General features: G+C 61.3%; 28 protein-coding genes. 22 read left to right on the top strand and 6 right to left on the bottom strand.

Annotation, left to right across the window (positions count from 1 at the left end; genetic code table 11):
- Positions 1-19: 19 nt before the first annotated feature.
- Together MNR02_RS09565 and MNR02_RS09560 are read right to left on the bottom strand one after the other, a co-directional pair.
- On the bottom strand, positions 20-1180 hold the full coding sequence (locus MNR02_RS09565; RefSeq protein WP_241946648.1) for an FAD-dependent monooxygenase: 1161 nt from the start codon (positions 1178-1180) through the stop codon (positions 20-22).
- 22 nt (positions 1181-1202) lie between these two features.
- Complete coding sequence (locus tag MNR02_RS09560) at positions 1203-1451, bottom strand: zinc-finger domain-containing protein (RefSeq protein ID WP_134649122.1); 249 nt, start codon at positions 1449-1451, stop codon at positions 1203-1205.
- Between the two features lie 229 nt (positions 1452-1680).
- Between MNR02_RS09560 and MNR02_RS09555 the strand changes: the two genes are divergently transcribed.
- The 8 genes from MNR02_RS09555 (at position 1681) to MNR02_RS09520 (ending at position 8564) form a co-directional block, all read left to right on the top strand.
- Positions 1681-2466 carry an alpha/beta fold hydrolase gene (locus MNR02_RS09555; RefSeq protein WP_241946647.1) on the top strand — a complete coding sequence of 262 codons (786 nt, stop codon included), beginning with the start codon at positions 1681-1683 and terminating at the stop codon, positions 2464-2466.
- A 90-nt stretch (positions 2467-2556) separates the two neighbouring features.
- Positions 2557-3390 carry a serine O-acetyltransferase gene (gene cysE / locus MNR02_RS09550; protein ID WP_241595996.1) on the top strand — a complete coding sequence of 278 codons (834 nt, stop codon included), beginning with the start codon at positions 2557-2559 and terminating at the stop codon, positions 3388-3390.
- A gap of 131 nt (positions 3391-3521) precedes the next feature.
- On the top strand, positions 3522-3725 hold the full coding sequence (locus MNR02_RS09545) for a DUF3126 family protein (protein WP_241595993.1): 204 nt from the start codon (positions 3522-3524) through the stop codon (positions 3723-3725).
- Positions 3726-3942: 217 nt separating this feature from the next.
- Entirely contained in the window at positions 3943-4296 is a 354-nt protein-coding gene (locus MNR02_RS09540; protein ID WP_241595990.1) for a phasin family protein, read from the top strand.
- A gap of 247 nt (positions 4297-4543) precedes the next feature.
- Positions 4544-4894 (top strand): ATP-dependent Clp protease adapter ClpS, encoded by a 351-nt coding sequence (gene clpS, locus MNR02_RS09535; RefSeq protein WP_134649127.1) that lies wholly within the window; start codon positions 4544-4546, stop codon positions 4892-4894.
- A gap of 9 nt (positions 4895-4903) precedes the next feature.
- Positions 4904-7417: an ATP-dependent Clp protease ATP-binding subunit ClpA gene (gene clpA, locus MNR02_RS09530; RefSeq protein WP_241946646.1), complete on the top strand. Its 2514-nt coding sequence runs from the start codon at positions 4904-4906 to the stop codon at positions 7415-7417.
- Positions 7418-7482: 65 nt separating this feature from the next.
- A complete protein-coding gene (locus tag MNR02_RS09525) occupies positions 7483-8223 on the top strand; it encodes an AzlC family ABC transporter permease (protein ID WP_241946645.1) in 741 nt (246 codons plus the stop codon).
- Positions 8220-8564 (top strand): AzlD domain-containing protein, encoded by a 345-nt coding sequence (locus MNR02_RS09520; RefSeq protein WP_241946644.1) that lies wholly within the window; start codon positions 8220-8222, stop codon positions 8562-8564. The genes MNR02_RS09525 and MNR02_RS09520 overlap by 4 nt, the downstream gene beginning before the upstream one ends.
- A 6-nt stretch (positions 8565-8570) precedes the next feature.
- Here the strand turns inward: MNR02_RS09520 and MNR02_RS09515 are convergent, their stop codons facing one another.
- From MNR02_RS09515 to MNR02_RS09500, 4 genes are read right to left on the bottom strand one after another with little or no spacing between them, the layout of a single operon-like run.
- Positions 8571-8993: an HIT family protein gene (locus MNR02_RS09515; RefSeq protein ID WP_241946643.1), complete on the bottom strand. Its 423-nt coding sequence runs from the start codon at positions 8991-8993 to the stop codon at positions 8571-8573.
- Positions 8994-9008: 15 nt separating this feature from the next.
- Positions 9009-10202: a GNAT family N-acetyltransferase gene (locus tag MNR02_RS09510; RefSeq protein ID WP_241946642.1), complete on the bottom strand. Its 1194-nt coding sequence runs from the start codon at positions 10200-10202 to the stop codon at positions 9009-9011.
- Position 10203: 1 nt separating this feature from the next.
- Positions 10204-10929 carry a glycerophosphodiester phosphodiesterase gene (locus MNR02_RS09505; protein ID WP_241946641.1) on the bottom strand — a complete coding sequence of 242 codons (726 nt, stop codon included), beginning with the start codon at positions 10927-10929 and terminating at the stop codon, positions 10204-10206.
- Positions 10929-11393 carry a RidA family protein gene (locus MNR02_RS09500; protein WP_241946640.1) on the bottom strand — a complete coding sequence of 155 codons (465 nt, stop codon included), beginning with the start codon at positions 11391-11393 and terminating at the stop codon, positions 10929-10931. Before MNR02_RS09500 ends, MNR02_RS09505 begins: the two co-directional genes overlap by 1 nt.
- A 178-nt stretch (positions 11394-11571) precedes the next feature.
- Between MNR02_RS09500 and MNR02_RS09495 the strand changes: the two genes are divergently transcribed.
- From MNR02_RS09495 to lpxB, 14 genes are all read left to right on the top strand, one after another.
- Positions 11572-12399, top strand: coding sequence for a cell envelope integrity EipB family protein (locus MNR02_RS09495; protein WP_241946639.1), 828 nt, complete (start codon positions 11572-11574; stop codon positions 12397-12399).
- Positions 12400-12642: 243 nt separating this feature from the next.
- Entirely contained in the window at positions 12643-13404 is a 762-nt protein-coding gene (gene rpsB, locus MNR02_RS09490; protein ID WP_134649136.1) for a 30S ribosomal protein S2, read from the top strand.
- Between the two features lie 235 nt (positions 13405-13639).
- Positions 13640-14566, top strand: a complete 927-nt coding sequence (gene tsf, locus MNR02_RS09485; RefSeq protein ID WP_241946638.1) for a translation elongation factor Ts — start codon at positions 13640-13642, stop codon at positions 14564-14566.
- Positions 14567-14770: 204 nt separating this feature from the next.
- Complete coding sequence (pyrH, locus tag MNR02_RS09480; protein ID WP_241595961.1) at positions 14771-15493, top strand: UMP kinase; 723 nt, start codon at positions 14771-14773, stop codon at positions 15491-15493.
- Between the two features lie 59 nt (positions 15494-15552).
- Positions 15553-16113, top strand: coding sequence for a ribosome recycling factor (gene frr / locus MNR02_RS09475; RefSeq protein WP_134649139.1), 561 nt, complete (start codon positions 15553-15555; stop codon positions 16111-16113).
- A 40-nt stretch (positions 16114-16153) separates the two neighbouring features.
- On the top strand, positions 16154-16900 hold the full coding sequence (locus MNR02_RS09470) for an isoprenyl transferase (protein ID WP_241946637.1): 747 nt from the start codon (positions 16154-16156) through the stop codon (positions 16898-16900).
- Entirely contained in the window at positions 16900-17733 is an 834-nt protein-coding gene (locus MNR02_RS09465) for a phosphatidate cytidylyltransferase (protein ID WP_241946636.1), read from the top strand. Before MNR02_RS09470 ends, MNR02_RS09465 begins: the two co-directional genes overlap by 1 nt.
- A gap of 25 nt (positions 17734-17758) precedes the next feature.
- Positions 17759-18892: an RIP metalloprotease RseP gene (rseP, locus tag MNR02_RS09460; RefSeq protein WP_241946635.1), complete on the top strand. Its 1134-nt coding sequence runs from the start codon at positions 17759-17761 to the stop codon at positions 18890-18892.
- Between the two features lie 233 nt (positions 18893-19125).
- Complete coding sequence (bamA, locus tag MNR02_RS09455) at positions 19126-21468, top strand: outer membrane protein assembly factor BamA (protein WP_241948851.1); 2343 nt, start codon at positions 19126-19128, stop codon at positions 21466-21468.
- 48 nt (positions 21469-21516) lie between these two features.
- Positions 21517-22584 carry a UDP-3-O-(3-hydroxymyristoyl)glucosamine N-acyltransferase gene (lpxD, locus tag MNR02_RS09450; protein ID WP_241946634.1) on the top strand — a complete coding sequence of 356 codons (1068 nt, stop codon included), beginning with the start codon at positions 21517-21519 and terminating at the stop codon, positions 22582-22584.
- Entirely contained in the window at positions 22577-23047 is a 471-nt protein-coding gene (fabZ, locus tag MNR02_RS09445) for a 3-hydroxyacyl-ACP dehydratase FabZ (RefSeq protein WP_241595945.1), read from the top strand. Before lpxD ends, fabZ begins: the two co-directional genes overlap by 8 nt.
- Positions 23044-23862 (top strand): acyl-ACP--UDP-N-acetylglucosamine O-acyltransferase, encoded by an 819-nt coding sequence (gene lpxA, locus MNR02_RS09440; RefSeq protein ID WP_241948850.1) that lies wholly within the window; start codon positions 23044-23046, stop codon positions 23860-23862. The genes fabZ and lpxA overlap by 4 nt, the downstream gene beginning before the upstream one ends.
- Positions 23863-23867: 5 nt before the next feature.
- Entirely contained in the window at positions 23868-24746 is an 879-nt protein-coding gene (locus tag MNR02_RS09435; protein WP_241946633.1) for an LpxI family protein, read from the top strand.
- Positions 24743-25921 (top strand): lipid-A-disaccharide synthase, encoded by a 1179-nt coding sequence (gene lpxB / locus MNR02_RS09430; protein WP_241946632.1) that lies wholly within the window; start codon positions 24743-24745, stop codon positions 25919-25921. Before MNR02_RS09435 ends, lpxB begins: the two co-directional genes overlap by 4 nt.
- The last annotated feature ends 18 nt before the right edge of the window (positions 25922-25939 follow it).

Raw genomic sequence — 25939 nt, 5'->3', positions numbered from 1 at the left:
ACGTGTAGGATGCCGGATATCAGTCCGGCGTGCGGTAGCCGTAGAGCCAGTCGAAATCGCCGGCAAGGCTTTCGGGCTTTCGCAACGACAGCACCAGATTGCGCGCGAGCGCGACGGGGCCGCGTGCGTGATAGGCAAAGCGATTGAAGGCGCCGCGGTTGCGGACTTTTGCGACCCGTTCCCGGCGGTCGCTCTCAAAGCGGTGAAGGGCTTGGCGAAGGTCCGTCGTCCCGGCAAGCCGGTTTGCCAGCAGCGCAGCATCCTCGATGGCCATGGCGGCGCCTTGTGCCGCAAAGGGTGTCATAGCGTGGGCAGCATCTCCGATCAGCACCGTCTTGCGGCCGTCCGTCCATGAACCATCGGCGCAGCCGAACAGCGGCCAGACCAACGGATCGTTTGCAGCCGCAATCAGCCGTCTTAGGTCGGTGTGCCAGCTGGAGAAGGCGTCGAGCAGGCGCTTGCGGGCTGTGGCATCGCCCGTGCGGGACCAACCCTCCGGCGGTGCGTCAACCTGCTGGTGGATTGCAACGATGTTGAAAGCCCGCGTTTCCGACAATGGGTAGGCGACGAGATGGGCGTGCGGGCCGAGAAAGGCTGTAACCGTGCGTGGATTGAGCAAGGCCGGTGCGCCATCGTAGGGCACCAGGAACCTCCAGGCGACATTGCCCGAATAGCGCGCGGGCAGGGCGCCCGGGACTGATCCGCGCAACCGGGACCACACACCGTCTGCCGCAATCACCAGATCGGTGTTCGCGACGGCGGCGGCCTCTTCGGCCGTTTCGATTCTCCGGCCGGTGACGAGCGTGCATAAGGGTTCGCGGCTGACCGCGCCGAGAAGAACGGCCTGAAGCGAGGCGCGGTGGAGGACACCGTAGGGCGCTCCCCACCGAGCACGGGCGGCGCTGCCGGCGGGAACCGAAGCGAGCGGCGCGAGCGTGTGTCCCGAGGACAGCAGGATGTGGTCCGGCTCGCTCCAGCGTTGTTCAAGGTCTTTCAGAAGGCCGAGATCTGCCAGAATGCGCGACGCATTGGGCGAAAGCTGTAAGCCGGCGCCGACTTCCGCCAGCGTTGAAGCCTGTTCGACGATTTGCGACGCAATACCCTTGCGGGCGAGCGCAAGGGCCGCCGTCAGGCCGGCAATGCCGGCTCCGACGATTGTGACAGATTTTACCGGGGACATGATCGTGTCGGCCTTCTGGCCGTCACGCCGCCACCACGTTGGTGAAGGTGCAGCCTACCGGATTGGTCTGCGTGGCCTTCAGCGCGGGATTGTAGCGGTAGAGCGTCGAGCAATAGGGACAGACCTTCTCGTTGTCGTCGCCCATGTCGAGGAAGACGTGCGGATGGTCGTAAGGAATGGACGCGCCGACGCACATGAATTCCTTTACGCCGATCTCGATTGCGCTGTGGCCGCCGTCGTTCTGGAAATGGGGAATGCTGTGCCCAGCCATGTCATGCTCCGTGCAGGTCTGTTTTGTCGGCCGGACCATAATCATCTTCCGCGGGAATGTGTAGATGCAAAACCGTCGCGGAGAGGCAATGATCGTACCGCTGCGCTGGTTTTTCGTGCCGGACGCTCATGCGTGAACGTATTGGAGCTGGAAGTTTTCCGCTCCGGGCGTTTTCTCCGCGCGCAAACGGCGGTAAGAGCGGTTCGAGAAAACGAAAGACGGTCTCGCGATGAATATTGATCCTCCGCCCTTTTCCCGGTTCACCCACGAAGGTCTCGAACTGGCCTTTTTCGATGAGGGCGATCCCTCCGGCGATCCCGTGCTGCTGATTCACGGCTTCGCCTCCAGCGCCAATGTCAACTGGGTGTTTCCCGGCTGGCTGAAGACGTTGGGGGATGCTGGCTACCGCGTTATCGCGCTCGATAATCGCGGACACGGTGCCAGCGCCAAGCCGCACGAGCCCGCACTCTATACGCCGCCGCTGATGGCTGGCGATGCTGCGGCACTGCTCGATCATCTTGCGATCCCCGAAGCGCATGTTTTCGGCTATTCGATGGGTGCGCGCATCACGGCCTTCATGGCACTGGCCCATCCGCATCGGGTGCGATCCGTCGTCTTCGGTGGGCTCGGCATCGGCATGGTCGAAGGCGTGGGCGAGTGGGACCCGATCGCAGACGCGCTGCTGGCGCCATCGCTTGACGACGTGACTCATGCTCGCGGTCGCATGTTCAGGGCCTTCGCCGACCAGACGAAATCCGACCGGCAGGCGCTTGCTGCCTGTATCATGACATCGCGCGACCTGCTGACGGAAGCCGATATGGCCCGTATCGACATGCCGGCCTTGATCGGGGTCGGCACGAAAGACGACATTGCCGGTGCGCCGCAGGCCCTGGCGGCCCTGATGCCGGATGCGCGGGCGCTCGATATTCCCGGGCGCGACCACATGCTCGCGGTCGGCGACAAGGTGTTCAAGCGCGCGGTGCTGGATTTCTATGCGGAGATCGAAGGACGCTGAGGCGGCCTTCATGACAATGACGACCGGGGCATTTCGCTCGCCCTCGGTTTGTTCTATATATGGACGAGAATGACGACAAGGAGTGCGGCGATGGTCGCGACGAACGAACTGCGGGCTGCCGAGCGGCTCAAGGCTATGGATCCGATCTGGGACAGCCTGCGCGAGGAAGCACGTGTTGCCGCCCAGGCCGAGCCTCTGCTGGCTGCCTTCCTCTATTCGACAGTGCTGAACCACCACTCGCTTGAGGAAAGCGTCATCCATCGGGTCTGCGAGCGTCTCGATCATCCGGACCTGCAGGCCAATCTGCTGCACCAGATCTTCGACGAGATGCTGGAAGACTGGCCGGAGTGGGGCGGTATCCTGCGCGTCGATATTCAGGCGGTCTACGACCGTGATCCCGCATGCCTGCGGTTCCTCGATGCCGTGCTCTATTTCAAGGGGTTCCACGCCATCCAGACGCACCGTGTCGCCCACTGGCTCTACAACAACGGCCGGCGTGACCTCGCGCTTTACCTGCAAAGCCGCTCCTCCAGCGTCTTCCAGACGGATATCAATCCGGCCGCGCGCATCGGCAAGGGCATCTTCCTCGACCATGCGACGGGTCTGGTCGTGGGCGAGACGGCATCCATCGGGGACAACGTTTCGATCCTCCACAACGTAACCCTCGGTGGCACCGGAAAGGAAGGCGGCGACCGCCATCCCAAGATCGGTGACGGTGTCATGATCGGTGCCGGCGCGAAAATCCTCGGCAATATCCATATCGGCCATTGCTCGCGCATCGCTGCCGGTTCCGTCGTTCTCAAGCCCGTTCCGCCGAAATCGACCGTGGCGGGTGTGCCGGCGCGCGTGGTGGGCGAGGCGGGTTGCAACGAGCCGTCGCGTGCGATGGACCAGCTACTTGCGGCCTTCGATTACGATCTCTAGCCGCGCCGGCGAGGCGCCGCCTTGAACGCCTGAGCGCGGGAAAAGTCGGCTCGCACCTGCATTGAAGGGTTTACACGCCAGGGAGCAGGTGCGAGAAGCGCGGCACATCAAATCGTTGACGGAGACGTATCGTGACGCCGGAAGAAATCAGGAAGCTCGAGGCCTACTTCAAGCGCAATATCAACAAGGAGATTGTCGTGAAGGCCCGCCCGCGTAAAGATGAATCCGCCGAAGTCTATCTCGCCGACGAGTTCCTCGGCGTCATCTTCCGCGACGACGAAGACGGCGAACTGTCCTACAACTTCTCCATGGCGATCCTCGACATCGATCTCTGATCTCAAGGATTTCCCAAAAACAAGGCCCGGCTGCCCTTGGCGCCGGGCCTTTTGTTATTGTTTTTTGGCAAATTGGCTTTTGTCAGCGCCAATAATCATACCTATCGTCCAACGTCTTGCTTTGGTTATGGAATATTGCATTGCAGCATATACATTGACTTTTTTGTGCGCTGCATATATATTTCAACCAAGTCACAAGGGACCAAAGGAGACTTCGATGTTCAATTTCGACGAGGCAAGCAAGAAGAACAAGGAAGCCATGGATACGTTCGTGAAGAGCTATACCAATCTCGCGCAGGGCTGGCAGGCGATCGCCACGGAAACCGCCGACTATTCCAAGAAGTCCTTCGAAAACAGCCTTGCCCATTTTGAAAAACTCTCGGGCGTAAAGAGCATCGAGACGGCCGTCGAACTGCAATCCGCATTCGTGAAGTCTTCCTATGAAGGCTTCGTCGCGGAAGCCACCAAGATCGGCGAGCTCTATGCCGATCTCGCCAAGGGCGCTTACAAGCCTTACGAAGCGCCGGTTGCCAAGGCCACGGCAGCAGCGAAGGCTGCAGTCGCCGCCTGAGGCCGACACGCCTTAATACGCGCATGACGTTCAACGACCGGCCGCGGGCAACCGCAGCCGGTCGTTTTCCGTTTCGGGGATTGTGCGAGGCTGGCGTGCTGGCGGCAAATTTCGCTATTTCCTTCGGATGGTCCGCGATTATGATTGCAGTGCGAAGCGAGGGTCTTACAATCGTGTGTCGAGACATTAGATAACACGTCGAGAGGCGACCTCGAGACGGACTACGCAGTCAGGGAATGAACAGGAAATGGAAGTGAGACGGGTCCGAATGCAGGATGGCGAAGACGGCGGCGATACTCCCGGCCGCAGCACGTCCGTCATTACCCGCACGAAGCCGAAGACCAAGAAGCCGAGTCTTTATCGCGTCCTGCTTCTGAATGACGACTACACGCCCATGGAGTTCGTGATCCACATTCTGGAGCGTTTCTTCCAGAAGGACCGGGAAGCGGCCACGCGGATCATGCTTCATGTGCACAATCATGGCGTGGGCGAATGTGGTGTGTTCACCTACGAGGTTGCCGAAACCAAAGTGACACAGGTGATGGATTTCTCCCGCCAGCACCAGCACCCGCTGCAATGTGTCATGGAAAAGAAATGAGGAACCAACGTGCCAACATTTTCTGCAAGCCTTGAAAAGGCGCTCCATCAGGCACTGACTTTCGCGAACGAGCGTCACCACGAATATGCGACGCTGGAGCATCTGCTTCTGGCGTTGATCGACGATTCCGATGCGGCGGCCGTGATGGGCGCGTGCAATGTGAACCTCGATGCGCTGCGCAAGACCGTTACCGACTATGTCGATCACGACCTCGCCAACCTTGTGACCGGATATGAGGAAGACTCCAAGCCGACCTCCGGCTTCCAGCGTGTCATCCAGCGCGCGGTCATCCATGTCCAGTCTTCCGGCCGCGAGGAAGTGACGGGCGCCAACGTGCTCGTGGCGATTTTCGCTGAGCGCGAGAGCCACGCCGCCTACTTCCTGCAGGAGCAGGAAATGACGCGCTACGACGCCGTCAATTTCATCTCGCATGGCATCGGTAAGCGGCCGGGCGCCTCCGAGCAACGGCCTGTGCGCGGCTCGGACGAGACAGAAGGCGAGCCGAAGCAGCAGCGCAACGGCAGCAACGAGCAGGAAGAACCAGCCAAGAAGCAGGATGCTCTGACCGCCTATTGCGTCAATCTCAACGAGAAGGCCAAGGGCGGCAAGATCGATCCCCTGATCGGCCGTCACGCCGAGGTGAACCGTACCATCCAAGTTCTGTGCCGCCGTTCCAAGAACAATCCGCTCTATGTGGGTGATCCCGGCGTCGGCAAGACGGCCATCGCCGAGGGCCTTGCCAAGCGCATCGTCGAAGGCAAGGTTCCGGAAGCGCTGGCGGACGCCACGATCTTCTCGCTCGACATGGGTACGCTGCTTGCCGGCACCCGCTATCGCGGTGACTTCGAAGAGCGTCTGAAGCAGGTCGTAAAGGAACTGGAAGAGTATCCGGGCGCCGTGCTGTTCATCGACGAGATCCATACGGTCATCGGCGCCGGTGCAACATCCGGCGGGGCGATGGATGCGTCCAATCTTTTGAAGCCGGCGCTCTCCTCGGGTGCTATCCGCTGCATCGGCTCGACCACCTACAAGGAATACCGCCAGTTCTTCGAGAAGGACAGGGCGCTCGTGCGCCGCTTCCAGAAGATCGACGTGAACGAGCCGACCATCGATGACACGATCGAGATCATGAAGGGCCTCAAGCCCTACTTTGAAGAGTATCACAAGCTGAGATACTCGAACGAGGCGATCAAGACTGCCGTCGAGCTTTCGGCACGGTACATCAACGACCGCAAGTTGCCGGACAAGGCGATCGACGTGATCGATGAGACCGGTGCCGCCCAGATGCTCCTGCCGGCCGGCAAGCGCCGCAAGATGATCACCGAAAAGGAGATCGAGGCGACGATCGCGACCATGGCCCGCATTCCGCCGAAGACGGTTTCCAAGGATGACGAGCAGGTGCTCGCCAATCTGGACAAGGAACTGCGTTCGGTCGTTTACGGTCAGGATCTGGCCATCGAGGCGCTGGCTTCGGCAATCAAGCTGTCCCGTGCGGGCCTGCGCGAGCCGAACAAGCCGATCGGCAGCTATCTGTTCTCCGGCCCAACGGGCGTCGGCAAGACGGAAGTCGCCAAGCAGCTTGCAGCCTCGCTCGGTGTGGAACTGCTGCGCTTCGACATGTCGGAATACATGGAGCGGCACACGGTCTCGCGTCTGCTCGGTGCACCTCCCGGCTATGTCGGCTTCGACCAGGGCGGTCTGCTGACCGATGGCGTCGACCAGCATCCACACAGCGTTCTGCTGCTCGACGAAATCGAGAAGGCGCATCCGGACCTCTACAACATTCTGTTGCAGGTCATGGATCACGGCTCGCTGACCGACCATAACGGCAAGAAGATCGACTTCCGCAACGTCATCCTGATCATGACGACCAATGCGGGCGCGTCTGACATGGCCAAGGCCGCCATCGGCTTCGGCTCGTCCAAGCGCGAAGGCGAGGACATGGAGGCGATCAACCGCCTGTTCACGCCGGAGTTCCGCAACCGTCTCGATGCGATTATCCCGTTCGGCTCGCTGCCGACGCCGGTTATCCATCAGGTCGTTCAGAAGTTCGTCATGCAGCTGGAAACCCAGCTGGCCGAGCGCAACGTCACCTTCGATCTTCAGCAGGACGCAATCGCCTGGCTGGCCGAGAAGGGCTACGACGAAAAGATGGGTGCCCGCCCGCTGGCGCGTGTCATCCAGGAAAACATCAAGAAGAAGCTTGCCGACGAGATCCTCTTCGGCAAGCTCAAGAAGGGCGGCGTCGTTCGCGTTTCTGTCGGCACCAAGGAAGACGGCTCGAAGGGCCTGATCCTCGACGCCGTGCCGGAGACCGCACCGATCAAGCCGAAGGCCGAAGTGGAAGAGGCTGCCGCTAAGAAGGCAAAGCCGCGCAAGGCCAAGGAAACGGTTGCCGCCGAGGCAGCCCCAGCCAAGGCGAAGTCGTCGAAGAAGGCGGCCGAAACCAAGGCCGCGGAGCCAAAGGACGAGCCGCCGCGGAAGTCTTCCAGCGCCGTTCCGAAGGTGCCGCGCAAGAAATAACGGCTTTACAAACGATACAGGCCGGGCAGGAAACTGCCCGGCTTTCTTTTTGCACGAGATTCCTGATGACGGTTGACACGGCGCCAGACACCCAATCCCAGATCCACTGGTTCCTCATCGGCATGCGCGGTCTTTTTAGCTTGCCGGCCATCATCCTGATGCTGTCTTTCGTGGGCTTTGCGGCCTTTACGGCGGAGGCGAACATTCCCGTCGATCAGGTGATGTTCATGACCGGCATGGTCTGGGCGCTTCCGGCCAAGGTCATCCTCGTCGGCTCCATGCTGTCAGGCGCGCATGTCGCGACCGCCTTCATCGCCGTGACGCTTTCTTCCGTGCGCATGATGCCGATGGTTGCAGCGCTCATTCCGGAAATTCGTGATCGTCGCACGCCGACCTGGCTGCTGCTCATCATCTCTCACTTCGTCGCGATCACCGCGTGGGTCTTTGCCATGGAGAAGGTTCGCGACGTGCCGCGCTACGGCCGCGTGGCGTTTTTTGCCGGTTTCGGCATCACGCTGACGGTGACGAACATCATCCTAGTCGGCCTCGTCTACGGCGCGGTTTCAAGCTTTCCGCCTATCGTGTCCGGTTGCCTCTTCTTCCTGACGCCGGTGTATTTCCTCACCTCGATCTGGATTTCGGCGCGTCATCGCGTGATCTACTGGGCGCTCGGCATCGGCCTTGCTCTCGGCTACCTCTTTGCCGTCATCGCACCGGAATACGATATCCTGCTGGCCGGCATAATCGGCGGCACGCTGGCATGGTGGGGAGAGAAACGGTTGCGGCAGAAGGAGGCCGGGCAATGAGCTTCGACGGTGTCTGGCCGTATATCTACATCGCCATCGCTGGCTGGCTGGCAACGGATATCTGGCGCTGGGCCGGTGTGATTGCCGGCAAGCGGATCGACGAGAATTACGAAACGCTGAACTGGGTGAGGGCGGTCGCCACGGCGCTGGTGGCTGCGGTCATCGCCAAGCTCATCTTCTTCCCGACAGGCGCTCTTGAGAACTCGCCTCTGTGGCTGCGGCTTGGGTCGATCCTGTTCGGCGCCCTTTGCTTTTTCATCGGCGGGCGTTTCCGCCAGCCTCTCGGCATCGCCGCGGCCATCGCATTCCTGGCCGCGGGACTTGCGCTCATCGGCCTTTGAGCAGTCTCAGCCGGCCAGTGCCTTGCGAAGCTTCTCCGCATTTGCAGAAAGCACGCTCTGATCTTCCATCGTCCCGGAATGCGGCCTGAGGGCTGCACCTTCGACGCGCGGGATGACATGGAAATGCAGGTGATAGACGGTCTGACCGGCGGCCGGTTCGTTGAACTGCATGACAGCCACGCCATCCGCGTCGAAAGCCTCCTTTGCCGCCTTCGCAACCTTTTGCACGACGGGCAGCAGGCGCGACAGCGTTTCGGGATCCGCATCCAGGATATTGCGGGAATTGGCTTTCGGAATGACGAGGGTATGCCCGTTTGCTTGAGGCATCACATCCATGAAGGCAACCGTATGCTCGTCCTCATAGACGCGGTGCGACGGGATTTCGCCGCGCAGGATCTTTGCGAAGATGTTGTTGGTGTCGTAGCTCATGCCCGTCTCCCGGTCTCACTCAGTCTCGTTATTGTCGCCGCCGCGTCGGAAAGGTCCGTGTTCGGCCAGGTACTCGCCTGCCATTTCTACATCGCGTCGCTCGCGCTCCAGGTATTCGGCGACGGCCCGACGGAGCCCCGGATGGATGATGTAATGCGCGGAATGGGTAGTAACCGGCAGGTAGCCGCGCGCCAGCTTGTGCTCGCCCTGCGCACCGGCTTCGACGCGCGTGAGGCCCTTGGCGATCGCGAAGTCGATGGCCTGATGGTAGCAGACCTCGAAATGCAGGAACGGATGATCCTCGACGCAACCCCAGTGTCGGCCGAAAAGCGTATCGCTGCCGATGAAATTGATCGCGCCCGCGATATAGTGGCCGTCGCGCTTGGCCATGACCAGCAGGATATCCTCGGCCATGCGCTCGCCGATCAGGCTGTAGAATTCCCGGTTCAGATAGGGACGGCCCCATTTGCGGCTGCCGGTATCCAGGTAGAAGGCAAAGAACTGGTCCCAGATGGATTCGGTGAGATCCGCGCCTGTCAGCCAGTCGATCTCGATGCCGTTTTCAAGCGCTGCGCGGCGCTCCTTCTTCAGCGCCTTGCGCTTGCGCGACGCCAGCGTTTCGAGAAAATCATCATGTGAGCCGTAGCCCTCATTGATGAAGTGAAACTGCTGGTCGGTGCGGTGCAGATAGCCGGTAGCCTCGAAGACTGGCATTTCGTCCTGCGGCGCAAAGGTGACATGCGCCGATGAGACCCCATGCCGTTTCGCCAGTTCTTTCAGTCCCTCGGCAAGAGCCGTCTGTGTCGGAAGGACGGGTTGGCCGACGCGGGAGAGTAGGCGCGGGCCGGTGGCCGGCGTGAAGGGGATGGAGGCCTGAAGCTTGGGATAATAGCGCCCGCCGGCGCGCTCGAAAGCGTCCGCCCAGCCATGATCGAAAACATATTCGCCCTGGCTGTGATTTTTCAGATAGGCGGGCAGGGCACCGAGCAGCGCCCCGTCGTCGCCCTCCAGAAGCAGGTGCTGGCCGAGCCAGCCGGTTTCGGCGACCGCGCATCCCGATTCCTCGAGTGAAGACAGGAAGGCATGGCTGATAAAGGGATTATAGGGCGTTTGCGCATCCGCCCGGGAGGCGCCGGAAAGGCGGTCCCAGTCGTCCGCCGCGATATCGGCGAAAGTCGTTTCGACTCGGATGTGCACCGTTTCCGTCATCCTATGCTGTCAGAGGCTCGCGCGGATCGAAGCCCTCGAAGGTCATCTGGTCCGCGTTGAGTGCCGTGATCGTGCGCGCTTCGTCGTCGCGAACGGTCCAGGTGATGATCTGCTTGCCGAGGTCGCGCTGGCGGCTGATGAAGGCGTTGGGCAGGTGGCCGTAGTGGTAGGAGATGAAGTCGAGCCCATACTGCATGGCTTCCTCGTGCACGGCGAAGTTCTCCGGACGCGCACCCTCGGCCGTCAACCCGACGGGTCGGTCGGTACCGATCGCCGTCAGGTCCTTGAGAAGCCAGTGATCGAAGCTCATCAGCGCGACCGGTCCATCGTAGCCTTCAAGTGCGTCGAGAACCGCCATTGCGAAACCCTCGTCATCGCCGTTTCGGCCCTTGAGTTCCAGAATCAGCGGCACGCGGCCTTTCACGAGATCGAGAAGCTGTCTCAGTGTCGGGATGCGGTCGCCCGTACCGCCGATCGGCAGCAGCCCGAGTTCGCCGGCCGTGCGCTGGCGCACATCGCCCTCGATGCCGCACAAGCGCTTCAGATCATCGTCATGGAAGACGACCGGAATGGCATCTGCCGCATATTGCAGGTCGCACTCGATAGAGAAGCCGGCCTCGACCGCGCGGCAGAACGCCGAGAGCGTGTTCTCCCAGACGGCGCGGTTGAGATCGTGGTAGCCGCGATGCGCAATCGGGCGCTCGGTCAGCCAGTTGAATTTGTGCATCAAGCAATTTCCATGATGGCGTCGATCTCGACCGCAGCATTAAAGGGCAGGGCAGCCATGCCGACGGCAGCACGCGCATGCTTGCCGGCATCGCCCAGCGCGCCGACGAGGAAGTTCGAGGCGCCGTTGATGACGAGGTGCTGTTCGACGAAATCGGGCGTGGAGGCGACGAAACCGTTGATCTTGATGACGCGCTTGATGCGCGACAGGTCGCCAAGTGCCGCCTTGGCCTGGGCGAGCAGGCCCAGCGCGCAGAGTTCCGCGGCCTTCTGGGCGCCCGTCACGTCGACATCCTTGCCCACATGGCCGGTCACCGCGATCTTGCCGTCGAGCATCGGCAGCTGGCCGGAGATGTGGAGGACATTGCCGCTGATGACGAAGGGAACGTAATTGGCTGCAGGGGCTGCGGCGACCGGGATATCGTAACCCAGGTCCTTGACGCGTTTTTCGATTTCAGCGGACATTGCGGTCTCCGTAGTGTGATCACCACCCTAGATAGGGTCGGCGCGGTTCGACTGTCAGGGGCATTGCGGCAAGGCAGATCGCACTGTTGCAAATGAATATGTCATCGCACGGATATTGCCTCGCTTTTGCCGGAAGAGTTCATATAACATCGCCGCTGGATTCAACAGGAGGAAACGGATGTTTCGTTCATCCTTTGTCACGGCACTCGCGGCCGGGGCATGTGTCGCGAGCAGCGGCGTGACCAGCGCTTACGCCAACCCGGCGAGCGGGCTTGCGCCGCATCGCGCCGTCTATGACCTCCAGCTCAAGGATGCGAGCGAGCGTTCCGGCATCGCCGGCATGTATGGCCGCATGGTCTATGAATTCAACGGCAGCCCTTGCGATGGCTACACCGTGAGTTTCCGCTTCGTCACGCAGGTCAACACGGGCGAGGAAACGCGCCTCACCGACCAGCAGACCACGACCTACGAGGACCTGAAGAACGGCAGCTTCCGCTTCCTGACCCGCTCCTTCACGGACGAGAAGCTGGACAAGGAAGTGCGCGGCACTGCGCGAGAGGAAAAGTCCGGCGTCAGTGTCGATCTGACCGCGCCGGATACCAAGCAGGTGGAACTGGCCGCCAGCCGTTTTCCGACCGAACACATGCTCGAGGTGATCGACCACGCCAAGAAGGGTGAGCGGTTCTTCGAATCGCGCATCTTCGACGGCTCCGATTCGGGCGACAAGACGTTGATGACGACCGCCGTCGTCGGCAAGAAGGAGCAGCCCAAGGCAGGCGATCCGGATGCCGACAAGGCGGGGACCTTCTCCAAGCAGGCATTCTGGCCGGTTTCCGTTGCCTACTACAACGACACCAGTGACGGCGACGCTTTGCCGGTCTACCGCATGTCCTTCAAGCTCTATGAGAACGGCATCACCCGTGATCTCACGATGGATTACGGTGAGTTCGTGCTGAGCGGAAAGCTCGCCAAGCTCGAGATGCTCAAGCAGCAGGACTGCAAGTAGGCTGTCTGCCGCTTGGACGCGGACATGCCTTTGCCTGTGTGATGACGTCGGCCAAAGAGCGTCCGTAGGTGCTTTTTTACCCGGCTGCCCTTGATTTACCGGGAAACTGGGGGTATGGGGCAACCATTCCACACGTGAGACATGGGATTGTTCGGGAGAAATCCGGACTGTTCCGACCGGTGGCGCTTCCGAAGGAAGGGCTGTTCGTCTCGCGGAGGTTCAACCGGAAAAGGATAACTAGGCATGGCATTGCCCGATTTCTCTATGCGCCAGCTTCTTGAAGCCGGCATCCACTTCGGCCACCAGACGCACCGCTGGAACCCGAAGATGAAGCCGTACATCTTTGGCGATCGCAACAACGTTCACATCATCGACCTGGCACAGACCGTTCCAATGCTGTCGCGCGCCCTTCAGGTCGTCAGCGACACCGTTGCAGGTGGCGGCCGCGTTCTCTTCGTCGGCACGAAGCGCCAGGCTTCCGACATCATCGCTGACGCTGCCAAGCGCTCGGCCCAGTACTACGTCAACGCCCGCTGGCTCGGCGGCATGCTGACGAACTGGAAGACAATCTCCAACTCGATCCAGCGTCTGCGCAAGCTCGACGAGATCCTGGCCTCGGAAGGCTCGGGCTACTCGAAGAAGGAACGCCTGAACCTCGAGCGCGAACGCGAGAAGCTTGAAAAGGCTCTCGGCGGTATCCGCGACATGGGCGGCACCCCGGACCTGATGTTCATCATCGACACCAACAAGGAATCGATCGCGATCCAGGAAGCCAAGCGTCTTGGCATTCCGGTCGTCGCCGTTATCGACTCCAACTGCGACCCGGATCCGATCGATTTCCCGATCCCCGGCAACGACGACGCCTCGCGCGCCATCGCTCTGTATTGCGACCTGATCGCCCGCGCCGCCATTGACGGCATCGCGCGCCAGCAGGGCGCCTCGGGTCGTGACCTCGGCGCCTCTGCCGAAGTTCCGGTCGAGCCGGCTCTCGAAGCCGAAGCGTAAGGCCCAGGCAGGAGCGATCCGCTCCAGCTTCCTGATCAAACCGAGGCCAGAGAGACGATCCCTGGCCTCGGCTTGTTTGAAGGCCCTGCTGCCGGCAATCCAAGCGGTTGCATCAGAGGCAACGGGCCGGAGGTGATCTTCATCACCCTGTCATATTTCCGGGTACATTCGTTCCCAAAACCTTGAGTTCGCCGAGGTTTTCCGGCGGCACGCAACAACCGACAAGAGGCTCACAATGGCTGAAATCACCGCTGCACTGGTGAAGGAACTGCGCGAAAAGTCCGGCGCAGGCATGATGGACTGCAAGAAGGCGCTGGCTGAAAACAACGGCGACATCGAAGCGGCAATCGACTGGCTGCGCGCCAAGGGCATCGCCAAGGCCGACAAGAAGTCGGGCCGTACGGCTGCCGAAGGTCTCATCGGCGTCGCTTCTTCCGGCACCAAGGCCGTTGTCGTCGAAGTCAACTCCGAAACCGACTTCGTTGCTCGCAACGATGCCTTCCAGGCCATGGTTCGCGGCATTGCCGACGTAGCGCTCACCACCGATGGCACCGTCGAAGCCGTTGGCGCCGTAACCTACCCGGCAACCGGCAAGTCGGTCACCGACACGATCAAGGACGCCGTCGCCACCATCGGCGAGAACATGAACCTGCGCCGCTCGGCCGCTCTCTCGGTCGAGGATGGCGTTGTCGCGACCTATATCCACAACGCCGCCGCCGACCGTCTCGGCAAGCTCGGCGTTCTCGTCGCGCTCAAGTCGACCGGCGACAAGGAAGCCCTGAACGCCATCGGCCGCCAGGTTGCCATGCACATTGCAGCAACCGCGCCGCTCGCGATCCGCGCCGAAGAAGTCGATGCTGCCGTCGCCGAGCGCGAACGCAACGTCTTCATCGAGCAGTCGCGCGCTTCCGGCAAGCCGGACGCCATCATTGAGAAGATGGTCGAAGGCCGTATGCGCAAGTTCTTCGAAGAAGTTGCTCTGCTGTCGCAGGCCTTCGTCATGAACCCCGACCTGACTGTCGGCGCTGCCGTCAAGGAAGCTGAAAAGACCGTCGGCGCGCCGATCGAAGTCGTCGGCATGGCCCGCCTCCTGCTCGGCGAAGGCGTCGAGAAGGAAGAGTCGGACTTCGCCGCCGAGGTCGCAGCCGCTGCAAAGGGCTGATTTCACTTCTCCCGCAAGGGAAAAGTAATCTCGGTTTGGAAAAGAGGAGGGCGCCGCGTGACAACGCGGCGCCCTTCGTGTATCCGGCTTGCCGAAATGCCTGCCCCGAAATTTCTCTGCGGCCAGGACTGCCTTGTGCGGAGCCGACCCGGTACCCGCCCGGCGGCCGAACGGGTGAGCAGGCACACGAGTTCAGGAGCGACGATGACCGCCACGCCAATCTACAAACGTGTTCTGCTGAAAGCCTCTGGTGAGGCGCTGATGGGCTCGCAGGGCTTCGGCATCGATGTCGCCGTTGCCGACCGCATCGCCTCCGATATTGCCGAAGCGCGCGCGCTGGGCGTCGAAGTCGGTGTCGTCGTGGGCGGAGGCAATATCTTCCGCGGCGTCGCCGTTGCGTCGAAGGGGGGCGATCGCGTTACCGGCGACCACATGGGTATGCTGGCGACTGTCATCAATGCACTGGCGCTCGCGACCTCGCTGCGCAAGCTCGACATCGATACCGTCGTGCTGTCGGCCATCGCGATGCCGGAAATCTGCGAGAGCTTCTCGCAACGCGCCACACTCTACCACCTCTCGCTCGGCCGCGTCGTCATCTTTGCCGGTGGCACGGGCAATCCGTTCTTCACGACGGATTCGGCCGCCGCACTGCGCGCCGCCGAGATGGGCGCCGAGGCGATCTTCAAGGGAACTCAAGTCGATGGCATCTACTCGGCAGACCCGAAGAAGGACCCGACCGCCACGCGCTTCGACCAGTTGACGCATAGCGAGGTTCTGGAGAAGGGCCTGGCCGTCATGGATGTCGCCGCCGTTGCGCTGGCGCGCGAGAATTCGATCCCGATCATCGTGTTCTCGATCCACGAAAAGGGTGGATTTGCCGAAATATTGACCGGTGGCGGCCGCGGAACCATCGTAACCGACAACTGATTCTGGATCGGCTGTACGCTCATCGCGTGCAGTCGTCCTGCGACAATGGGAGTATTCCGATGAGTGAAGGTATCGACCTCAAAGAATTGAAGCGCCGCATGGATGGCGCAATCAACGCGTTCAAGAACGACATCGCCTCGTTGCGTACTGGCCGTGCCTCGGCCAACGTGCTCGATCCTGTCCAGGTCGAGGCCTATGGTTCGCGCGTGCCGCTCAATCAGGTCGCCAACATCTCCGTTCCCGAGCCGCGCATGCTGTCGGTCTCCGTCTGGGACAAGGGTATGGTCGGCGCGGTCGAACGTGGCATTCGCGAATCGAATCTCGGCCTCAACCCGATCATCGACGGCCAGAACCTGCGTATTCCGCTGCCGGAACTCAATGAAGAGCGTCGCAAGTCGCTCGTGAAGGTTGCGCATGATTATGCAGAAAAGGCAAAGGTGGCGATCCGCCACGTGCGCCGCGATGGCATGGACGACCTCAAGAAAGCCGAAAAGGATGGCGATATCGGTCAGGATCTGAGCCGTGCGCAGTCTGAAAAGGTGCAGAAGATGACCGACGAGACGATTTTGGACGTCGATCGCTTGCTTGCAGACAAGGAAAAGGAAATCATGCAGGTTTAAAGCAAAGGCTCGCCTGCTTTTCTTCTTTCTCGGATTGTCCATGAACCAGCTTTCGCCCAGTACCGTTCCGGCCCACGTCGCCATCATCATGGATGGCAACGGCCGCTGGGCGAATGCGCGCGGCCTGCCGCGCGCCATGGGGCACCGCAAGGGTGTCGAAGCCGTGCGCGAGGCCGTGAAGACGGCCGCCGAGTGCGGCATCTCCTATCTCACGCTGTTCGCCTTTTCGTCTGAAAACTGGAGCCGCCCGGAAAGCGAGGTCTCGGACCTCATGGGCCTCCTGAAGGCGTTTATCCGGCGTGACCTTGCGGTTCTTCACAAGCAGAACGTGCGCATCCGCATTATCGGCGACAAGACGAATCTGTCTGGCGATATCCTCCCGCTCCTGTTGGAAGCCGAGGAGACCACGCGCGCGAATACCGGTATCACGCTCGTCATCGCGTTCAACTACGGCGCGCGTGACGAGATTGCACGAGCGGCAAGGCAGCTTGCTGCGGAAGTTGCAGCTGGTCGCCTGGAGGCATCCGCCATCACGTCGGAACGGATCGGCGCGGCACTCGATACTGCGGGAATCCCGGACCCTGATCTCGTCATCCGCACGAGCGGTGAGGAGCGGCTGTCCAATTTTTTGCTTTGGCAGGCCGCCTATGCCGAGCTGATGTTCATACCCGAATTCTGGCCTGACTTTTCGCGCGACACTTTCGTCGCCGCGCTCTCGCGCTATGCCATGCGGGAGAGGCGGTTTGGCGGGTTGCAACCCGCCACCACGCTTGCAACGGGTTCCTGATGCAGACTGAACTGCGCCTGCGCATCATCTCCGGCATCGTGCTGGCTATCGCCGTTCTTGCCGCAACCTGGTTCGGTGGTTTTGCCTTTCGTGTTCTCGCGGCCGGTATCGGCGTCCTGATCTACTATGAGTGGTCGACGATTACCCGACTTGCCGAATCGGACTTCCGCGGTAACGCGTTTGGCTGGTTATCCGTCGCGCTTGTTGCCGCGCTCGTGCTTTTCGATTTCGATGAGCTGGCGCTGCCGACACTTCTGGCGGCGACGGTCATCGGTATCGTCTACGTGCTGGTCGCCAAGGCAAGCCGCTGGCTGCCGGGAGGTATCGTCTATGCGGGCCTGACGGTGATCTCGCTTGCGGCGATCCGTGGTGACACTGCGCATGGCTTTGCTGCGATGCTGTTCATCTTCGGCGTTGTCTGGGCAACGGATATCCTTGCCTACTTCATCGGACGGGCCATCGGCGGCCCCAAACTTGCGCCGTCGATCTCGCCGGGCAAGACTTGGTCGGGCGCCATTGGCGGAGCCGTTTCCGCCGTGATTGCGGGCACGCTGATCCATATGGCGTTCTTTTCCCTGAACGGTCTTTGGGTGCCGGCCATCGCGCTGATCCTGTCCATCTTCAGCCAGATCGGCGACCTCTTCGAATCCTTCATCAAGCGCCGTTTCGGCGTGAAGGATTCAAGCCGTCTCATTCCGGGGCATGGCGGGGTCATGGACCGCGTCGACGGCCTTGTTTTTGCCTGCTTCGCCGCGTTCCTCATTGCATTGGGCGACGCGATCATGAAGGGCACCGTCAACACGCCTGCCGGCGTGTTCCTTTTCGGCCCGTGACCGCGAAAGACTGGGGACTGGACATATGGAAATGCTTGCAGGCTCTCTCGGTTTCGTGACGGGCTATATCGTTCCCTTTCTGATCGTGCTGACGCTCATCGTCTTCGTGCACGAAATGGGCCATTATCTGGCGGGTCGCTGGTCCGGCATCGGCGTGACCGCGTTCTCTGTCGGCTTCGGCCCGGAACTCCTCGGCTTCACGGACAAGCACGGGACACGGTGGAAACTTTCCGCAATTCCACTGGGCGGATACGTGAAGTTTCTGGGCGATGACGACCCTGCCTCGACGCCTGACTACGATGCCGTCGCCGCGTTGCCGGAAAGCGAGCGCAACCGCACCTTCCTCGGTGCGGCCCTGTGGAAAAGGGCCGTGACGGTCGCCGCAGGCCCTATTGCCAACTTCATTCTCGCCATCGCCATCTTCGCGGTGATGTTTTCCATCTACGGCCGCCAGATCGCCGACCCGATCGTTGCGGAAGTGCGGCCGGACAGCGCCGCGCAGGAGGCGGGCGTTCTGCCCGGCGACCTGCTGGTGGCGCTCGACGGTCATGCCGTCACGACCTTTGACGACGTCCGCCGCTATGTGAGCGTGCGCCCGGAACTGCCGATTACCGTGACCGTGCGCCGCGGCGGGGCCGATCTCAATCTTCCCATGGTGCCGAAGCGCACGGAGATTACCGATCAGTTCGGCAACAAGGTGGAGCTCGGCCTGATCGGCATCGTCACCAATCAGGAGACGGGCAACTTCCGTGTCGTGGAATACGGGCCGCTTGAAGCCGTGGGGCAGGGCGTTGTCCAGAGCTGGCATATCGTCACCGGGACGTTCGATTATCTGTCCAACCTCGTGACCGGCCGCATGAAGGCCGACCAGCTTGGCGGGCCCATCCGTGTGGCGCAGGCGTCCGGCCAGATGGCCACGCTGGGTGTTGCCGCATTGCTGCAACTCGCCGCCGTTCTCTCTGTTTCCATTGGACTTTTGAATCTGATGCCGGTTCCGGTACTTGATGGCGGCCACCTGATGTTCTATGCGGTAGAGGCTGTCCGGGGCAGGCCTGTCGGGCCCGGGGCGCAGGACCTCGCATTTCGCATCGGCATGGCGCTGGTGCTCATGCTGATGGTCTTCGCGACCTGGAACGACATATCCATGCTTCTTGGCTGAAGGCCGCCGGTGTCGCCGGGGCACATTATTAAGGGGAGCCGCAGTCTGGGCGGGGTGCGCTAACGCTCTGTTTACCGTGATGAAAAGCAATTAGTGGCGTTGAGGCCACTGTTGCAATCGAAGTAAACAGAAATTAACGCGTGGCCTTGCTTGTATGGCAAAAGCGGTTAAAACGGCATCGTGTCCGGAATCGGGCATGCCTGCCGGACGTAAAACGAAGGTAAGTTGTGAAGATGAAAGCTGGTTCGAACTTTTTGAACGCCGTGTCTGCCGTAGCATTGTCGGCAAGTATGGTCGTTACGGGCGGCTCTGTTGCCACGCTTGTCTCCGCAACCGTTGCAGAGGCGGCCGTCATTCGCAGCATTCAGGTGCGTGGCGCCGATCGCGTGAGCGCCAACACGGTCAAGGCCAACTTGTCGATCAAGCCTGGTGAAAACTTCACCAGCGCGGACATCGATGAGTCTGTTCGTCGCCTTTACGCGACCGGCTATTTCTCTGACGTCAAGGTCTCCGTTTCCGGCGGCACGCTCCTCGTGACCGTCAACGAAAACCAGTTGCTCAACGAAGTCGTCATCAACGGCAACCGCAAGATCAAGGACGACAAGCTGCAGGCGGTGCTTCGCTCTCGCTCGCAGGGTCCTTACAGCGAAGCAACGATCGAAGCCGACAAGCAGGCTATTCGTGACGCCTATGCCGCCATCGGCCGCAGCGACGCGCAGGTGACCACGCAGACCTACCCGCTGGGCAATGGTCGTGTGAACCTCGCCTTCGTCGTCGATGAAGGTGATCGCACGAAGATTTCTCAGATCAACTTCGTCGGTAACCAAGCTTACAGCAATGGTCGCCTGCGTTCGGTCATTCTGACCAAGAAGTCGAACTTCCTGTCGTTCCTGACCCGCAAGGACGTCTACAGCCCGGAAAAGCTGCGCGCCGATGAAGAGGCGCTGCGCCAGTTCTATTTCAACAACGGTTATGCCGACTTCCGCGTCATCTCCTCGGATGCCGTTCTGGATGAAGCATCGAACGAATATGTCGTCACTTTCACGGTGGACGAAGGTCAACGCTACAACTTCGGCGACGTGAATGTCGAATCGACGGTTGAAGGCATCGATCCCGGCGAGCTGAAGGGCCTCGTCGAGACGAAGGCCGGCAAGACCTACCGTGCCAAGGATGTGCAGGACACGATGTCTGCGATTTCGCAGCGCGTCGCGGCAAACGGCTATCCGTTCGCCCGTGTGACGCCGCGCGGCAACCGCGACCTCGGCAATGGCACCATCGCCGTCGATTATCTCGTCGACCAGGGCGAGCGCGCCTATGTCGAGCGCATCGAAATCCGCGGTAACACCCGCACGCGTGACTACGTCATTCGTCGCGAGTTTGATATCGGCGAAGGCGATGCCTTCAATCAGGAAGTCATCACGCGCGCCAAGCGTCGCCTTGAAGCGCTGGGCTACTTCTCTTCCGTGGAGATCACGACTGCGCCGGGCAGTGAATCCGATCGCGTGGTTCTCGTTGTCGATGTTCAGGACCAGTCGACCGGTTCGTTCGGCATCGGCGCGGGTTACGAGACAGGCAATGATGGTGGCTTCAAGCTCGAAGCGTCGATCGAAGAAAAGAACTTCCTTGGTCGCGGCCAGTATATTCGCGTGGCTGCCGGTGGTGGTGCTGACTCCCGCAACTACAGCCTGAATTTCACCGAGCCCTATTTCCTGGGTTATCGTCTGGCTGCCGGTTTCGACATCTTCAAGAACGAAGACAAGAGCGAAGACTATTACAATGTCGACACGCAGGGCTTCACGCTCCGTGTGACCGCACCGATCACCGAAGACCTGTCGACGACGTTCCGGTACAATTACACCAAGCTCGACTACAAGTCGTCGCTGCCGGTTAACGATCCGCGCCTGTCGACGCCGTATTGGGACGTGGTCAACAACGGTCCCTGGGTTCGTTCGTCGATCTCGCACAGCCTGACCTTCGATACGATCGACGACCGCACGCTGCCGCGTGAGGGCATCTTTGCGCAGGTTACGCAGGAATTCGCTGGTCTCGGCGGCGACTCCGACTACTACAAGATCTCCGGCAAGGCGCGTTACTTCCACACGCTGCTGGAAGATGCTGATGTCATCGGCTCTCTGTCCGTCAGCGGCGGTCACATGTGGGGTACGGGCGACACGACCCGCGTCTACGATCAGTTCACGCTCTCGGCAAGCGAACTGCGTGGCTTTGAGTCGGCTGGTATCGGTCCGCGTGCCACGTCGACTGGCGATGCGCTCGGTGGCACGACCTACTTCACGGCTTCGGCCGAAGCGTCGTTCCCGCTGCCGGCAATCCCGCGTGACTCCGGTTTCCGTGGCGCCGTCTTCATCGATGCCGGTACGCTTTACGGCAACAAGGTTGCCTACGCTGACAGTGACAAGGTGCGGGGCACGGACATGAGCCTGCGTGCGTCCGTCGGTGCCTCGATCATCTGGGCGTCTCCGTTCGGCCCGCTGCGCTTCGACTATGCTGTTCCGATCAAGAAGGAAGAGTTTGACGAGACCCAGCGCTTCAAGTTCGGTATCGCAACTCAGTTCTGATGCAGCGCGTCCAGAACCGCGAGTATTTGGACGTTCTGGAGTCTTGCGATGGAACATAACTGGTTCTTTCCGCCCCACGAAGGCATTCGTCTGGGAGACCTAGCGGTAGCGCTTGGGGCGGAGCTGGCTGATACGGCACATGCCGACCGCATCGTGCGCAACGTGTCGCCGGTCAGTCGTGCGAAAGAGGGCGACCTCTGTTACATCCTTTCTCGGAAGATGCGTGGTGAGCTCGAAACGAGCGAGGCGACGGCGATCCTGTGCGATGCCGCGCTGGTGTCGCTTATTCCCTCTCATATCGCTGTGCTGCTTTCGAAACGTCCTCATACTGCGTTTGCAATCGCTGGCGCCATGCTGCATCCCGCGGCCATGCGTCCTGGCGTGACGACTTCCGATTCCACCGGCATTTCTCCCGCCGCCTTCGTCGATCCCGGCGCGCGCCTCGAAACGGGCGTGGTCGTCGAGCCCATGGCCGTGATCGGCAAAGGGGCTGAGATCGGGGAGGGAAGCCGTATCGGACCCGGTGTCGTCATCGGAGCTGATGTGCGAATCGGCCGCAACTGTACGATTGGCACGGGTGCGACGCTGCAATGCGCGCTGGTCGGCAACGACGTCATCATTCATCCCGGCGCCCGTATCGGCCAGGACGGTTTCGGCTATGCGCCCGGTCTCAAGCCCGGCATGATCAAGATCGTGCAGATTGGCCGTGTGATCATTCAGGATCACGTTGAGATCGGCTCCAACACGACGATCGACCGCGGCACGATGGATGACACGGTGATCGGCGAGGGCACGAAGATCGACAATCAGGTGCAGGTCGGCCACAACGTGCGCATCGGCCGCCACTGCGGCATCGTCAGCGGCGTCGGCATCGCCGGCAGCACGCGCATCGGCGACGGCGTGATGATCGGCGGTGCATCGGGTATCAACGGCCATATAACCATCGGCGACGGCGTGCAGATTGCCGCGATGAGCGGTGTGGTCGGCGACATCCCGCCCGGTGAACGATATGGCGGCATTCCCGCACGCCCGATGCGCGACTTCTTGCGTGACGTGGCGGAAATGGCGATGCGCTCCAGCGCGCGAGACAAGAAGAAGGGCAGCAAGGATGACTGAAGAGACGACGAAGGCCACTCTGGGCGTAGCCGATCTGCGTGAAATCCTGACGCTGCTGCCGCACCGCTATCCGTTTCTGCTGGTCGACAAGATCATCGAGATCGATGGCGACAATTCGGCCATCGGCATCAAGAATGTGACGGTGAATGAGCCCCACTTCATGGGCCATTTTCCCGATCATCCCATCATGCCCGGCGTTCTGCTGGTCGAGGGTATGGCGCAGACCGCTGGCGCCATCTGCGCGCGCAAGGCCGCGACGGGCTCGAACCTTGTCTACTTCATGACCATCGACAATGCGCGTTTCCGCAAGCCGGTCGTACCGGGCGACCGCGTGGAGTTCCATGTCACGAAGCAGAAGCAGCGCGGCAATATCTGGAAGTTTCACTGCGATGCAAAAGTTGATGGGCATCTTGTCGCCGAAGCTGATATCGGCGCCATGATTGTGAAAAAGGAAGATGCCTGAAAATGATTGCCGCCAGTGCAAGGGTCCATCCGCTCGCCGTTGTTGAGGACGGGGCGGTCATCGGAGAGAACGTTGTCGTTGGCCCGTTCTCCTATGTTGGTCCCAAGGTCGTTCTTCACGATGATGTGGAACTGCTGCAGCATGCGGTTGTCACAGGGCGCACGGTGATCGGCCGTGGCTGCCGTTTCTTCCCGAACTCCGTCGTCGGCGGCGATCCGCAGAGCCTGCATCACGATGGGGCCGAAACGACCCTGACCGTCGGCGAGAAGTGCACCTTCCGCGAAGGCGTCACCGTCAACACGGGCACCACCGAAGGCGGCGGCAAGACGGTTATCGGCAACAACAATCTGTTCCTGGCCAATTCCCACGTCGCACATGATTGCATCCTGGGTGACCACATCGTCATGTCGAACAATGTGATGCTGGCTGGCCATGTGATCGTCGAGGACCGGGTCATCCTGGGCGGTGGCTCTGCGGTACACCAGTTCACCCGCATCGGCCGACAGGCGTTTATCGGTGGCCTTTCCGCCGTGTCTTACGATGTCATCCCCTACGGCATGCTGAACGGCAATCCCGGCCTGCTGAGCGGCCTCAATGTCGTGGGCATGGCGCGTGCAGGTATCGAGAAGGCGACGATCCACGAGGTCCGGCGCGCCTACAAGCAGATTTTCGATGGCGAGGGCTCGATCCGCGCCAACGCCGCCGCTATTCGCGACGATTACGCAGGCAGCGTGCCGGTCATGCAGATCCTCGACTTCATTGCCGCCGAGAGCGACCGTGCTCTCTCTTCCCCGCATCGGGGCAGCAAGGGCTGACCGGCATGGCAGAAAGCCGGCCCGATATCCGTGACCGGCTCGCCATCATCGCAGGTGGCGGTCTTCTGCCCCGTTACGTTGCCGAGGCGGCGCGTGCACGGGGCGAAACGCCCTACATCCTCGCCTTGCGCAACGAGGCCGGCGACGACTGGTCGGATTTCGATCACGAGATCATTTCCATCGGGAATTATGCCGGCATCGGGGCGGCCTTTCGCCGGCACGGAATCGGGCGGGCGGTGCTGTCGGGCTGGGTGCGCCGCAGGCCGGAATGGCGCGACATCCATGCGCCTTTGCGTATGCTGCTGGCCGTTCCCTCCGTCGTGCGGACTCTCCTGAAGGGGGGCGATGACGCTGTTCTACGTATGGTGATACGTCTGATCGAGGCGGAGGGCGTACGCGTTGTCGGCGCGCATGAAATCGTGCCCGATCTCCTCGGCTGTGAAGGACCGCTGGGAAAAGTTGCGCCCGACCGAGACGCTGAGGCCGATATTGCCGCCGCGACGGCCGCCGCACAGGCGCTGGGCCGTCTGGACGTGGGGCAGGGTGCTGTCGCCGTCGGCGGCCGGGTGGTGGCGCTGGAGGGAGCCGAAGGCACCGACGGCATGCTGGAGCGCGTCGCCGCGCTGCGCGCCGCCGGACGTATCTCGCAACGCCGCAAGGGGGTTTTGGTCAAGCTCTGCAAGCCGGGCCAGGATATGCGCGCCGATCTTCCCGCCATCGGTGTGGAAACGCTGTCGCGTGCGCGCGCCGCGGGCCTTGCCGGCATCGCGGTGGAAGCCGGCCGTTCTCTGGTTCTGGAGCGTGACGCCATCATCGCCGAAGCGGACGCACACGGTCTCTTCGTGACGGGTATCGTGCCGGACACAATGGAGAAGACACCATGACGAAAGGAGCACTGAAGATCGCTGTCGTCGCGGGTGAGGTCTCGGGCGATCTGTTGGGCGGCGATCTTGTTGCCGCCCTGCGCTCTGCCTATCCAGATGATATCGACATCATTGGTGTCGGTGGTCCGGCGCTGGAGCGGCAGGGGCTGAAATCCCTGTTCGACTTTTCCGAACTCTCCATCATGGGTATTTCTCAGGTGCTGAAGCGCTTGCCGCTGCTGCTGCGCCGTATCCGCCAGACGGCGGATGCCATCGTCGCGGCAGAGCCCGATGTGCTTTTGATCATCGACAGCCCTGATTTCACCCATCGCGTTGCCAAGCGGGTGCGCAAGGCAAGGCCGGATCTTCCCGTCGTCAATTATGTCTGCCCCAGTGTCTGGGCCTGGAAGGAACAGCGCGCGCCGCGCATGCGCGGCTATGTCGATCATGTCCTTGCGCTGTTGCCGTTCGAGCCGGAAGTCATGGAGCGGCTGGGCGGCCCGATGACGACCTATGTCGGCCACCGCCTTGTGAGTGACCCCGACATAGGCCGGATACGTGCGCAACGGCTTGCGCGGCCGGAAACACCGCCGGGTGAGCGCCGATGCCTTCTTTTGCCGGGTTCACGCAGCACCGAAATCACACGTCTTCTGCCAGTCTTCGGAGAAACGGCAAGGATACTGGCCGAGCGCAATCCCGGTATCGGTTTCCTTCTGCCCACCGTTCCACGGCAGGAAGCGCTGGTGCGCCGGCTGATGTCAGACTGGCCGGTAAAGCCCGTGATCACCGTGACGCCGGAAGAGAAGTGGCAGGCCTTTGTCAAGGCTGACGCTGCCATTGCCGCCTCCGGAACCGTTATTCTGGAGCTCGCGCTGGCCCGGGTGCCGGTGCTCTCCACCTATCGTTTCGACTGGCTGGCCAATTTCTTCGTGGGTCGGCTCAAGATCTGGACGGCGGCCATACCGAACATGATCGCCGACTACGGCATCGTGCCCGAATTTCTCAACGAGCAGGTACGTCCCGGCACGCTTGCCCGCGGCTTCGAACGGCTAGCCGCCGCCACGACCGAGCGTCAGGCGATGCTGGAAGGCTACGATCTCGTTCTGGAGCGTATGCAGACCGTTCGCCCGCCGGGAGAGACCGGCGCAGCCGTCATTCTGGATCTTCTCGCAACAAAAAAGCCCGGTCACTTCTGACCGGGCTTTTTTAATTTT

The organism is Shinella sp. H4-D48 (assembly GCF_022637395.1).
In the GTDB taxonomy this organism is placed as follows: Bacteria; Pseudomonadota; Alphaproteobacteria; order Rhizobiales; family Rhizobiaceae; genus Shinella; species Shinella sedimenti.
The sequence above is the reverse complement of the archived record's forward strand: the minus strand, read 5'-3'. Positions and strand labels throughout refer to the sequence as shown.